This window comes from Arthrobacter sp. MYb23 (assembly GCF_002979775.1).
GTDB lineage: Bacteria > Actinomycetota > Actinomycetes > Actinomycetales > Micrococcaceae > Arthrobacter.
Genome location: NZ_PCPR01000001.1, coordinates 417,494 through 430,885 on the forward strand (window position 1 = coordinate 417,494; position 13,392 = coordinate 430,885).

Consider the following 13,392-nt stretch of genomic DNA (forward strand, 5'->3'; position numbering starts at 1 on the left):
GAGCCACCGCCCAGGCGGACCGACGCACTTGGGCTATGGCTGTCCTGGAGCCGCTACTTGTCCCACGAAGGGTGGACACGCTATGACTTCAGCCGTCAAAAGTGTGTGATCCACCCCTCACCAAGGCTTTTCGGCGTATGCTCTCCTCAGCGCAGACTAGCGGCGTTGTTCGCTTGGGGTAAGGCCACTTTTGAAGGCGGGGGTTCAGTGGCAGCAGTTAAGCAGGGGGTTTCTCCAATGCGCTGGTCAATGCGGCAGGTTTTGCCGCTCTTTCTGGTACCTGTCGGGGTCTGTTTGGTTCTGCTGGCTTTCGGTCTGGCAAGCGGAGCAGGAACCACGACGGCGCAACTTGCCGGCGACCTGGCAATCCTTCTCGCTGCACTGACCGCGCTGACCACCCACGCCCTCGCTGCCCGGAGACGCCGGGACAACAATCGCGGCCGCTGGTTCATCGTGGCGGGCTTGGCCCTCTGGAGCGCCGGGCAGACGGTGTGGACCATCAGCGGCATCACCTTGGACCACCAATACCCGTTCCCGTCCTTCGCGGACGTCGGATTCGTTTGGTACGCGTTGCCCACCTCCATCGGCTTGGTGCTGCTGTTGAAAGGCCAAGGGCGACGCATTCCGCTGCGCCGCACCATTTTGGATGCAGGAGTAGTGGCCAGTTCCACGTTCTTCATTGCCTGGAGTTCCGTGCTGGGCCCGCTGTCGGGGGCCACCGCCCAGGATCCTTTTGCCCATGCAACGCAGATGGCCTACCCCATCGCAGACGTCTTCATGGTCTCCTTAGTGATCGTCCTGACCATGCGTGCTGCCCGTGGCCGCCGCCTGCCTTGGCTAAGCCTGGGGATCGGCTTCTGGATCCTCGCCATTACTGATCTGGCGTATATGAGCTTGACGTTCCAAGGCATCTCCGGAGTCACAGGTTCCCCGTTGGCTCTGGGGTGGGTATTTGCCTTCCTGCTGGTGGGCCTGAGCCCTTTGCTCCCGGAATCGGGCACCACGCAAAAGGATGGGCGCGCCTACGCGGCGGCCCTCGAACTGCTCCCCTATTTGCCCGTCTTCACTGCCGTGTTCTTCTCGCGCTCCCGCCCCATCGGCGAGGACCGCATCCTGTTGGTTACCGGGCTGGCGGTGATCGTCTTCGTGATCGTGCGGCAGGTGCTGATCGTCGTCGAAAACGTGACGCTGACCCGCGACCTCGAATCGAAAGTGGCTGAACGCACTGCCGAGCTTGAGGGCCTGGGAGCAATCGTCAACTCCTCGGGCGACGCCATCATTGGCGAGACCCCCGATGGCGTGATCACCAGCTGGAACCCGGGCGCGGAGCGCATCTTCGGCTATCCGGCGTCGGAAGCCATCGGGCGGAAGGGAGATTTCTTCGTTCCGCAGGACCTGCTGGCCAAAGAACGCCTTGCCTTGGAAAGCACTGCACAAAGCGGCGAGGTGCAGAACTACGAAAGTCTGCGTCGACGCAACGACGACGAGGTTATTCCCGTGTCCGTGACGTTGTCTCCAGTGCGGGGTGAATCCGGCATCCGCGGCGTCGCCACGATCTCCCGGGACATCACCGAACGCAAAGCTGCCGAGAAGGAACTTCTGACCGCCCGCGAGGCTGCATTGGAGGCCAGCCGCCTCAAGTCCGAGTTCCTGGCCACCATGAGTCACGAGATCCGGACCCCGCTCAATGCGGTGATCGGACTGACCTCGCTCATGATGGACACGCCCCTCAGCGAAGGGCAACGTCAATACGCCCAAGGCGTCAAGGGCGCCGGTGAGGTCCTGCTGACCCTGATCAACGACATCCTTGACTTCTCCAAGCTTGAAGCCGGGAAAGTGGACCTGGACATCAACGTCTTCGACCCCCGGGCGCTGGTGGAAGAAGTAGCGGGATTGGTGGTGGAAGCGGCGCAAGGGAAGAACCTGGAGCTCATCTCCTACTGCCACCCGGACGTTCCGGCCCGCCTGATGGGCGACGCCGGCCGCATCCGGCAGATTCTGCTGAACCTTTCCTCCAATGCCGTGAAGTTCACTCCCTCCGGCGAAGTGGAAGTCCAAGTCTCTGTCCTGGCCCAGGACCCGAACAATGCTTCACTGCGCTTCGAGGTAAGAGACACCGGCATTGGCATCAGCGCCGAGAATCATCAGAGGCTCTTCGAATCCTTTGCCCAAGCAGATGCCTCCACCACCCGCCGCTACGGCGGAACCGGACTGGGCTTGGCCATCTCCCGGCGCCTCACGGAAGTCATGGGCGGCAAAATCGGCCTGGATAGTGAGCCTGGAGTGGGTAGCCGGTTCTGGTTTGACCTTGCACTGCCTCTTGGCCCGGCCGGCTCGGACATGGAATCCCTGCCAGCCACGCTGGCGGGACGCCGGGTGCTGGTGGTGGACGACAATGCAACCAACCGACTCGTGCTGGAAACACAACTGGCCAGTTGGGGCATGCTGCCTGTCTCGGTTGCCGACGCCGCCTCCGCACTGGACGAATACCGTGCTGCGACCCGATCGAGCCACCCTTACGATATCGCTGTGGTGGACATGTGCATGCCAGACACCGACGGACTCCAACTTGCCCGCAACATCAACGACGACGCCAACGGCTCCGGCGGCCCGGGGATCATTCTGCTGACCTCCACCATGCAGGTGGAAAGGAGCGACCTCACCTCCGCCGGAATCCGCGAATACCTCACCAAGCCCGTCCGCAGCTCCGAGCTCTACAACCGTCTTCTGCGGGTGCTGGCCACCAAGACCGCCGGCGCACCTACCCCGCCGGTGCTTGCCTTCCGTGGTGAAACGGCGGATCCCGTGCCGCGGCTCGGGAAGCTGCTGGTGGCCGAGGACAACGAGGTGAACCAGCTGGTGGCGCGCGGAATGGCCAACCGGCTCGGCTACGAGGTGCACATTGTGGACGACGGCGAACAAGCCGTGTCCGCGGCTCTGTCCGGCAGCTACGCTGCAGTGCTCATGGACTGCCACATGCCTGTGATGGACGGCTTTGACGCAACCCGGGCCATCCGTGCCCGCAACGGCCATTTGGCAAGAATCCCCATCATCGCCATGACGGCCGGGGCCCTGGACGAGGACCGCGAGCGCTGCTTCGCCGCGGGAATGGATGACTACATCAGCAAGCCCGTGGATATGGCAAAACTCGCTGAAGTCCTCTCCCGTTGGGTACCGCAACAAGAGCAGACGTCGACGGCGGATGGCGGGGTGGACGCCGTCGCCGCGCCGGACGCCGTGGCAGGGCCGGGCACGGGGCGGGACGCCGCGCCGGACGCCGCGCAACAGCAGGCGGAAGCACCGGCGTCGAACTCTGTTGTCCTTGACGTGGAGCGGCTGGAAATCCTGCGCGAACTGGGGCCAGCCGACGGTTTGGGTCTGTTGCCTGAAGCTGTGAAGGCTTTCCGGCAGGATTCCCAGGGAGCTTTGGAGACATTGCGCTCGGCGTTGGACACCGGACAAGCAGCAACGGTGGAAGCCGCAGCGCACAAGCTCGCCGGGGCGGCCGCCAACATAGGAGCGGCAGGTGCCGCCGGCCTTTGCAAGGAACTGGAACGGCTCGGGCGCCAAGCGGGACCGGACCTTGGAGCCAACGGATCGCTGTTGCTGGACCAATTACACGCTGAACTCTTGGGCGTCGATGAAGCACTTGAACGCACACTAACGGGGGCACAATTGCGGGAAGCACCGCTACGGGGAACATCATGAAAATCCTCATCGCCGACGACGACCAGATCTCCAGGATGATCACCAAAGCCGCCGTGGAGCAGTCCGGCCACGAGTGCATCGTGGCCGTCGACGGCGACTCGGCATGGCAGCTCTACAAGGAACACAGCCCCGAAGCTGTGGTGACGGACCTGATGATGCCCGGCCTGAACGGGCTGGACCTTTGCCGCGCCATCCGGGCCGCCGAAGAGGACAGCTACACCTATGTGATCCTGGTGACCTCGCACGGATCGCGGAAAGACGTCCTGGCCGGGATGGAAGCCGGAGCAGACGACTACGTCACCAAACCCCTGGACCCGTTCAGCCTGCACATCCGTCTCCTGGCGGCCCACCGCATCACCTCATTGCACGCGGACCTTGCCAGGTACCGTTCCGCGCTGACGGAACAGGCGCGCACTGACCCCCTCACCAAACTGCACAACCGACTGAAGTTGGCCGAGGACCTGGGCACGCTGGACCGTGACTACTGCCTGGCCATGGTGGATGTGGATAATTTCAAAAGCTACAACGACATCTACGGCCATCAGGCAGGCGACGCCGCACTGATTGCCATCGCATCAACGCTGGCCGGTGAGGTCCGGAAGTCCGATGGCGTGTACAGATTTGGCGGGGAGGAATTTCTCCTGGTCCTGCGCGATCAGCAGGCGGACGACGCACGGATGGTCATGGAGCGTGTTCGGTCCGCAGTGCAGGACTTGAGGATTGAGCATTCCGGCGATCCCGACGGCGTCCTGACCATCAGCGCGGGCATCTCCGCCTTCACCGACGGTCACCGTGCCGGAACCGAGCAACTACTGCGCGAAGCTGACCTGGCCCTCTACGCAGCAAAGGCCTCCGGCCGGAACCGGGTGTCCCTGGCGGGTTCCCGGGGGTCGGAATGACTTGGGCTCTCACCGAACGAGTTGACACCCCACGCATGCCCGACTCACCGCTGAGCAGAAAGCTGCAGCTCTTGGATCACCTCTTTGTAGTCCTCAAGCGTGACGCCACTACCCGGGGAGTTGCCCTCCGGAAAGAGGTTCTCTTCGAAGCCGAACATGAACATGGTCATCCCACACTCTGCGGCGTATCTCGGAGCGGCCCGTAACTGTTCGGCCAGGCTATGTGACAGCGCTGAGCCGCCCGTAAAAGGTGAATCTGGTGGCCCGGGGTTCTCGCCCACCAATCCCAGTCCGGCACGCCGCGCCAAAGCGCTGATGTACCTGTGGGAAGACCACGATGACACGTTTCTCTGCAGCACTCTCTCTTGGTCAGCGGGGAGGCAATGGTCCTGACTTGGTACCGCTGCGGCCGCTCTCACTGCAGATACGTCGTCGAGCCCTGTGAAGTCCACGTCCACGCCCGGCAACGATGCCAGCAGAGCGAACTGGGTGGAGTAGTCCAAACCACGTTCCTGGGCGCCGTCCGGGTTTGATCGGCCGTCCAGACGGCCTTTTATAGCTCTAGCCTTGTCTGCTGGAAGGACGCCGCGGCCCGCTACAGGAACATGCACACGCCCCGAATACCCGAGCTTTCGTAGCTCTTGAATCTGCCAGATGGTTGCGTCCACAACAGATCCCGCGTACCAAGCCCACCACTGCTGGACCTGCTGGTCGGTCACGGGCTGCCCGCCCCAGGACTCAGAGCCCGGAATCCACCCGGGCATGGGAGAAGGTGCCATACCCTCCGCCAAGCCGATGCCCAACTGAGGCGCGTCGCCAAATGCCCAGTACTCCCGCTCGTTTCCGCCGTCTTCGGGTCCGGGATACCCCAGCTCCCCCACGGCGTTGGTCCCTATCCGTATCGCTGCCACGCCCTGGTAGCCCAGATCCGATGCCACCCGGGCCAAGTACTTTTGTGCCGCATCCCGCACGTCGGCGCTGAACACCAGTTCCGCGCCGGAACTGGCCGGTATGCCCCCTTTGCTTCCCCTCAGTGCACCTCCGGGCAGGTCCCGCACCCAATCGGGCGGGTAGTGCACGCCGAGGGAAAGTACCACCTGCATGCCGGCCTCACGGCACCGCTTCAGTTGTGCCCGGACAGCAGCAACATAGCGCCGGTCCACCTGATCCGGATGGGGCTGGTACCTGTCCCAAGCCAACGGTAGTTCCATCACTGAGACCCCGGCATCGTGCAGTGCTGCCAGTCTTTCAGCCGTAAATGAGCCCCCTAAAACGCCGAAGGACATGGTTTCAGGGGCCCGTGCGGCCGGCGCGCTGCAGCCGGCGGCCACGGTCATCAAGGCAACAGAAAGCACAAGGGACGCCGCCGTGCGGCTCACTTGTAACCACCCGTCACAGGAGGCAGTATCAGCCCTCCACTAACAGCGGCTTCCAACTTTTCACGGTCGAGCTTCCACACAACGGTGTCCCCTGATGTTGGTCCAGTGAACGTGAACACCGGCCGCGCATTGTCCTGCAGCCAGACCAGGAATTCAGGCGAAGCGAAGCCATAGCCCTCACTCAACGGCCTGCCCTGCGTCAGCGCGTACTCTGCGCCTCCGTCCCTGAGGGACTGCAACGACGGAAGAACCTCCCACCCTTCATGGGGCATAAGCGCAAACTCACCAGTGACCGAGGTCAGCCCCACCTTCGAGGATGAGGGCAGCTCGGCCACCATCCAGTCACGTGCACGGACAAGGCCGTCATCCACCACCGATCTTGCCTGAATGCCCAGGAAGAGACTAAGGATAGCCATGATTGCGGCCACGGTGACCACCGCCCCGCGAAGGCGAGGCCGCCAGTTCACCAGCATGACAACAGCTACCGGCGTTGAAGCCAGCGCGGCCAGAACCACGCAGTACCCAAACTGTTCCTCGGCCGCCCCGAAGAAGACGGAATAGATACCCACTGATCCGGTAAACAGCGAGAACAAACCAATGACTCTCCGTTCCACCACCGGAGACATGGCCACCATGGCTCCGGCCACGACGGAAAACCCGAGAAGGACGTAGCTGGTCCCAAACCGGCCTGCCAAATCAATGAGCCGGTCAGTGAGGCTCACGCTGTGGACTGAGTTGAAGCCGGTCATCTGCACCGCGCCAACCATCCGCAGGACGCCCACCGATTTTTGGCCGAGGAACTCCGGGAACAGGCCGCCGGCAGCAACCAGGCCCAAATAGATCAGGTACGGAACCAGGGAGAAGGCCAGTATGCGCAGCGCCGTTTTCCGGGGAACTGTGTTCCGCCAGACCACGGCCGTCAGCAGCGGGACAACAGTAAAAACGGCGGTCATATCCTTCATGACAATGGCCAGGCCGAAGACCAATCCTGCGCCAATCTCCAGCCGCAGGCGTGACCGGCCCCCGTTGCGTTCAAGCACCAACAGGACCAGGAACCACCCGGACAGTACAGCCAGTCCGGCCGGCGTTTCCATCATCAAGCGCCCATCCATGCGGAGGACAAATGGATCGCTCGCCAGCATGACTCCGGCCCATATCGCGGGTCCGATGCCAACCAGTCGGCGAACCAACAGAAAGCAAATGACTACCGTGACTGCCCCGAGGACACCGTTGACCCAGCGCAGCTGCAACACCAGATCCGTGGAATGTCCCCCGAGGCCCAGCACGCGGATAACCAAGCCATTCAGGGCGTACGTGCCCGGAGGATGAAGGAAGAACGGAGTGCCCAAAATCGATGGCATCTGTCCGTCCGCTAACTGCCGTGCAATATCCGCGTAAGTTACTTCGTCAATAAAGATGTCGTTGGCCCGCTGAACACCGAACACCCGAAACACCAAAGCCAGCAGTCCCACCATGAGAGCAATCCACCCGTGCTTGAGCAGCGGCTTACGAGGGGGGCGTGCCGACCTCCGTCCATGACCCTCATTTGGAGACACCTCTAGCGACTTCATGCTGCCCCTTGTTTCAGGCGGTATAGCGTGCCGGATCACAGGTTTCCGGGGACAAAGAAGGTTTCCGGCTTCAGAGGAATCTCTCCCTCGGGAAACAGGGCGTCAGCTTGGGAAGCGTACTGCCTGATTCGCTGGGTTTTCCCTTCTATTCCGGAGTCCCACGTCCAGGAAACAAATCCCATCTCGGACATGTGGCGTTCATCCGGCCCCACCACGAGGTCGTAGGGAAAGTCCGAGTACATCACCAGGTTTCCAGGATGGCTCTTGCCTACGTCCCGGGCGATGAGGTGATCCACATGTTTGCCCACTCCCGCGGGACAAAAGAGGAGCTCCGCTTTGGTGTGAGCCATAAGTTGGGCAACATTACTCCGGAGCTGACGGATCAGCCCTTGGTCACCTCTGGAGATCCGCCCCATGGCGATGTCCAACCGATAGGTGGGGTAGCGGTGCGTAAGCTCCGGAAGAAGCCTTTCCCACGCGCTGCTGCCCAGCATCGCGGGCTTTCGCCGGCGCCGGAACAGCGCGTCGACTTCGCCCAAATGGATGGATTGAACACCCATCTCCTGCAGCACGGCACGGTCCTCCGCGCGTCTCGCGGCGAAGAGTTCACCCGCGTTTGAAATGGTGCATTGGCGCATGAATGAACGGGCTGCCCGCGTGGAAGCAACCGGCGTGGAGGCAGCCGACGTCGCCTCAGTAAAGATTGTGGCGACGATGATTTCACGCCCTTGTGCCTGAGCTTCAATGAGCGCACCGCAGGACAGCACTGCATCATCGAGGTGGGGCGACAGGAACAACCACGGCGCGCCGCCCGCCATGGACTTTTCAACTCTAGTTGGGGGTTGCATTTCAAGCCCTTTCAGGGTGGGCGGCCCTCTGCCGCCCGGTCTTGGGTTTTTCCAGTTCTACGAGCGCCGTGTTGTAGGCCTCTGCTTGCATGCCGGCGAGCACATCCCAGTTGTAAAGGGCAGCGAACTTCCGTCCTTGCTCAGCAACATCGCCTATATCCTCTTGTGCGTAGCGAAGGGCTATTTCGCCTGCCAGTGCCTGGACGTCGAAGGCCTCCACAAGCCATCCTGTTCCCTCGGGGACTATCTCCCGCAGGCAGGGAATATCAAAGGCGATAACAGGAGTGCCCGCTGCCATCGCGTCAATAGCCACCAATCCGAACGTCTCGTGCCGCGAGGGCACCACCAAAAGGCGGGCGTCGGCGATAGCCTTGTGCTTCTGCTCCCCCGAGAGCCATCCGAGCATTTTCACACGACCGGAAAGTCCCGCGCCCTGGATGGACGCGCGCAGTCTGTCTTCGTCCTGGCCCGTACCGGCGATCAACAAATCGCCGTCTACCCGGCTGCAGCATTCAGTCCAAGCTCCCAACAGCAGGTCCAAGCCCTTGTGCCCGTACTCCAAGCGCCCAACGAAGAGGACATCCTTCCCGGCCCGGGGTTGGGTTTCCCATATGCCCGGATCCACACCGTTGCCGATCACGTCAACATGGAGAGCCGGGTTCAGTTCCTTCAAACGATCGCTGATCCCTTGGGAAACGGAAATGAGCCTGCGGTGTTTCCGGACGCCCCAGCGTTCCAACCAATGGAGGGGTAGTTTGTATTGCCGTGCCTTGTCCCTGGCGTGAAGCCATTGCACCACTCCAATGGTTGGGCGCTTGGTCCACAGTGGGGCGGCCATGGTGGAAAACGGAGCAAAAAAATCTTCCACCACCAAGTCCGCTGCCCCGCGCCGGCGTACCTCGAACGGCAGCCGTGCAATGTAGGCCAACAACCGTGTCAGACGATTGCCGCCCTGCCCCCAACCGATCGGCACATAGCGGACGCCGTCGTCCACGCGTTCCTGCCACCCCTGGTAGCGGGTTGTCAACACGGTGATGTCAAAACCTGTTGCCGCCAAGCGGCGGTTGATTTCATGCGTCCTCACAGATCCGCCGCCTGCCCCGGGCATGCGCGGATCTTCAAAGCCCAAATGCAAAACTCTCATTACAGTCTTTCTTTCTTTCGGTTTACTGAGGGCATCCGCAGGGCTCTCTGCGGCTCGGTGGCCGCTACATCAAGATCAAGCGGGATAGCTCATGTCAGCGCAGATGGGCTGCCCTGCGCTGCCGGCGGCCTGTGGTTTTACTGCGCCTGCCAACCTGGCGTCGTCGGGAAATTCTGAAGTCATTCCTGTGCGGCAGCATGCCGCGCTGGTGGGCAAGAACGGTGATGCCACTGAAGGCGGCGAAAGCCAGCCAGACCAGGGGGTGAACCTGCGCGGTGAGTGCGAGGACCAGGATCAGGATGCAGGCCAGGACGAGGAACGTTCCGGCACCCCTTCCGGGGTGGGCAGTCGCGAGGACAGGACGTGCCAGGACTGCCAGGACCACACAGGCTGTGACAGCACCGACCGCTGAGCCAATGGCCATACCTGTGACGGCGTTGAGCTGCCAGCCGATCCACAGCCCGCCAATCACCATGAGGCACGCACAAGCAAGCCCGATTTGGCAGCGGCGGTAGGCGCGCATGGCAAGGAGAATGGTGGAAAGCACCATCAGGACGGCATAGCCCAGACCGGAAGCCGCCAGCCAAGGCAGAAGGCCAAGGGAGCCGTGGTATTTCTGCGGAACAATCAACCCGGACATCAGGGGCGGAGCGGTGGCGATAATAGCGAAGGCCACCACCACAAGCTGTCCAAATGAAGCGAAGGAAGCGCCCAGCACCTCGCCAACTTTCACGCCGGGGGTGCGCAAGAGGGGAAACGCCACCAAGGCAGTGCCCGCGGCCACGTACACGGGGCCCTTGGCAATTGTTGCGAGCGCTTGGAACCCGGCAGCGTCCACAGAGCCGTTATCAAGGAAGCCAACCACCATGACGTCCAGGCCCACTAACACGGACACGACACACAGAACCGACGCGATATCAGTGGTTTCAGCCCATCGCCACCTCTGCAGCAAGACCCGGGGACGCCAGCGGAGATCCCGATAGAATCTCCACGGCACCACCAGCGGCGCCAGGCACCCCGCCACGAAGCCGAGGACAGCTCCCCCTGCACTCCAGGCCATCACGACCACCAGCAGGCTGAAGATCAGCCGGAGGACAACCTCGCCGATGGTGGATAAGGCGTACCACGTGAAGCGAAGCTCCCCCTGAAGCCACCCGGCGGGAGCATTCACAACAAAAATGGCAAAGGCGGCGAGTGCTACGGCTGCTGCCAGGTCCGGCGTAGCGATGGCGAGCGTCACGCCGCCTGTGATGGCGGCGGCTGCAAGTCCGGCCAGGCACGAGACGAAAACCGAGAAGGCCATGCCGTCCTGCCGCTCTTCGGAGCCTTGCCTGTGGACAGCCACCACATGTGACAAAGGAAGCGGGACCAGAGCGTTGGCAACGATTCCCACCACGCCCAAGATCATGGCGGCGGCCGCAAATTGTGTGTAATCGGCTGTGCCCAGCATGTTGGCCATGAGAAGGGAGCAGGCGTAGCTCACCACCCCCACCAACCCGGCAGAGACAGCCAGGAAGCCACCGTTTTGAGCTATGTTGACCTCTTGATCCGGCGTCCCTTTCCTGTCATCGGCTCTGGGCCGCAAGCTCGTTCCTGTGGTCATTGTCTGTTCGGATACAACCACTGATCAGCTACCGTCGCCCGCCATCAACGGCGTCCGCCGGCGCGAAGACGCTCCCGGGCCCGGCAAGCAAGGTGTTGCGGCCTGCGGAGTGAATTTCCGGGGAAGCCACCCCGATCTTTTTCATCGCCGCAAAGGCCTCGAATTCATCACGGCCTTTCATAATGATGGACACGTGGCCGTCAGCTACGGCGTACTCGTCCGTTGGCCTCAGCGCTGCGGCGAAATCGACGACGGATTCCTCGACATGAAATTGAACCAGGGTAGATAAGTCAGAGTGGCATGCCCGGGGATCTCCCCCTTCCCGTCGCATCAAGGTTTCCTCCAACAGCACCCCGGTGAGCAGCCTGGTGCTGCGGTCCCAAGTAAAGCAACGGGCCCATTCACGGCACTCGCCGGAGACGATGATGGCGGCCTCCGGCGCGGCCAACTCCGAGATGGCATGAACAATGGCAGCGCCCACGTCCGTGGGGTTGTCCACCAGCCATCCGGTGCGGCCGTCCACCACGGAATCCCTGATACCCGGGACCCTCAAAGCCAAACAGGGAACTCCCCAGGCTGCTGCTTCAATCACAGAGCAACCCCAGCCTTCTGAAGCCGATGTGGAAGCTGTCATCCAGGCGCGGCTCAACAAAGCATCGCGGACTTCGTTGGGTTGGTATCCGTGGAAAGTGACGGCGTGGTCCAGGCCAAGGTCCATTGCCAGTTGCTGCAGCCGTGCCCGTTCGGGCCCGTCCCCGACGATATCCATCCGCAGGTGCGGCAGCTTCCGCGCCGCCACGGCAAATTGCCCCAGCAGCAGGTCCAATCTCTTGTGGGGCACCAGACGGCTCACGACGGCGATGGTGGGCTCAGCGGCCCGGGTGGCGACAGCAGACGGAATGTCGATGGTTCCGTTCGGCACCACATGGATGGGGGCCGAGAATCCAAGCTCCCGCAGTTCCATGCGTGTGGAAGGCGAGACAGCCACCATGGCACGCTGCCCGTAGACCGTCTTGGCGCCGCTGCTTTCGAGGAATCGGCCCACTGCGGCCATGGGCGGCGAGAACCGGGTACGGAACTGATCCTGGTGGACGTGGTGGACCAGCTGGACTATAGGGACGTCGCCTCGAAGGAACAACGGCGAGAAGAACGGGATTCCGTTTTGGCAGTCCACCACGGCATCGAACCGGACGTCAGTGCGCAGGAGCCTGAGTGCTGCATGTCCATAGATGGAGAGTGCTCCGCCGCCCCGCAGTATTCGAATCCCGTCGATGATCTCCTCGGCCGCCTGACCGGCGTCGCGCCCCGTAAACCACGTGACACGAACTCCGTTGTTCACCCATCTGCGTGAAATTTCATGCATGTACTGCTCTGCGCCGCCGGCCTGGGAGTGCTTGACGTCCCGCCAGTTGAGCACCAGTACGTGCTTTCCAGCAAGCCTGTTGGGGGAATTCAGGTCAGTTGAGGCGTCCGTCATGATGCGGCCTTCTGAAGTTGAATTACCGAGGCGAAACTGGCCACTCCGTCTTGGAAGGGACGGAACGTGGACTCGGCGCCATCGGTCCACGCCACGGGCAGTTCCACAATGCTGGCGTCGTTGTCCTGAAGCCGAAGGAGCAGCTCCACATCGAAGGCAAATCCGGTGCTGCGGCACTGCACCATGGCAGCGGTGAGCGCGTCCCGCTCAAAAAACTTGAAACCGCATTGGGTGTCCTGAATGCCTTTGACCTTCGACTTGGTCAGAACCCGGAAGGCCCTGCCACCCATCCTGCGCCCGAGGTGTTGGGGCACAACAAAGGTGGAACCCGGGGCGTGGCGGGAGGCGATAACCGCGGCTGCCCCGCCAGCCAGATAAGACATGGTTTCAGTGAGCGTTTCCAGCGGCGTGGCCAGATCGGCGTCGAAAAAGCCCGTGTATTTGGACGTGCCGCTCAGGAGGCCACGGCGGACAGCGGCCCCTTTCCCGCGACGGGAACACCCCACCAGTGAGATCGGCACTGCATTTTCCTTTTCCCGGGTTTCCCTGGATACGCGGCGGACAACCGCGGCGGTGTCATCCACGCTTCCGTTGTCCACCACCACAATGCGCGAAGTCCATGGCTGACCTGCCAGAAAATCCACTGTTTGAGTCAGTGTGCTGGAGATCCTTGCTGCCTCGTTGAAGGCCGGGATGATGACTTCGAGGTCCACATGGGAGCGACGCAAAGAGACTGGATGTCGTTTTGCCTGAAGTAGACCCC

The 13,392-nt window shown here is 62.2% G+C and carries 9 protein-coding genes; 2 read left to right on the top strand and 7 right to left on the bottom strand.

The window, feature by feature from the left end:
• Positions 1-237 precede the first annotated feature (237 nt).
• Together CQ020_RS01995 and CQ020_RS02000 are read left to right on the top strand one after the other, a co-directional pair.
• A complete protein-coding gene (locus CQ020_RS01995; protein WP_258141676.1) occupies positions 238-3,708 on the top strand; it encodes a response regulator in 3,471 nt (1,156 codons plus the stop codon).
• Positions 3,705-4,607, top strand: coding sequence for a diguanylate cyclase (locus CQ020_RS02000; RefSeq protein WP_105568074.1), 903 nt, complete (start codon positions 3,705-3,707; stop codon positions 4,605-4,607). The genes CQ020_RS01995 and CQ020_RS02000 overlap by 4 nt, the downstream gene beginning before the upstream one ends.
• 44 nt (positions 4,608-4,651) lie before the next feature.
• Here the strand turns inward: CQ020_RS02000 and CQ020_RS02005 are convergent, their stop codons facing one another.
• The 7 genes from CQ020_RS02005 to CQ020_RS02035 form a co-directional block, all read right to left on the bottom strand.
• Positions 4,652-5,986, bottom strand: coding sequence for a hypothetical protein (locus CQ020_RS02005; protein WP_105690309.1), 1,335 nt, complete (start codon positions 5,984-5,986; stop codon positions 4,652-4,654).
• Positions 5,983-7,461, bottom strand: coding sequence for a glycosyltransferase family 39 protein (locus CQ020_RS02010; RefSeq protein WP_105690310.1), 1,479 nt, complete (start codon positions 7,459-7,461; stop codon positions 5,983-5,985). Before CQ020_RS02010 ends, CQ020_RS02005 begins: the two co-directional genes overlap by 4 nt.
• Positions 7,462-7,592: 131 nt before the next feature.
• On the bottom strand, positions 7,593-8,405 hold the full coding sequence (locus CQ020_RS02015) for a PIG-L deacetylase family protein (protein ID WP_258141677.1): 813 nt from the start codon (positions 8,403-8,405) through the stop codon (positions 7,593-7,595).
• Between the two features lies 1 nt (position 8,406).
• Positions 8,407-9,549, bottom strand: coding sequence for a glycosyltransferase family 4 protein (locus CQ020_RS02020; protein ID WP_258141678.1), 1,143 nt, complete (start codon positions 9,547-9,549; stop codon positions 8,407-8,409).
• 94 nt (positions 9,550-9,643) lie between these two features.
• Entirely contained in the window at positions 9,644-11,134 is a 1,491-nt protein-coding gene (locus CQ020_RS02025; RefSeq protein WP_105690312.1) for a lipopolysaccharide biosynthesis protein, read from the bottom strand.
• Positions 11,135-11,180: 46 nt separating this feature from the next.
• Positions 11,181-12,629 carry a glycosyltransferase family 4 protein gene (locus CQ020_RS02030; protein ID WP_105690313.1) on the bottom strand — a complete coding sequence of 483 codons (1,449 nt, stop codon included), beginning with the start codon at positions 12,627-12,629 and terminating at the stop codon, positions 11,181-11,183.
• A complete protein-coding gene (locus CQ020_RS02035; RefSeq protein WP_258141679.1) occupies positions 12,626-13,357 on the bottom strand; it encodes a glycosyltransferase in 732 nt (243 codons plus the stop codon). Before CQ020_RS02035 ends, CQ020_RS02030 begins: the two co-directional genes overlap by 4 nt.
• Between the last annotated feature and the right edge of the window lie 35 nt (positions 13,358-13,392).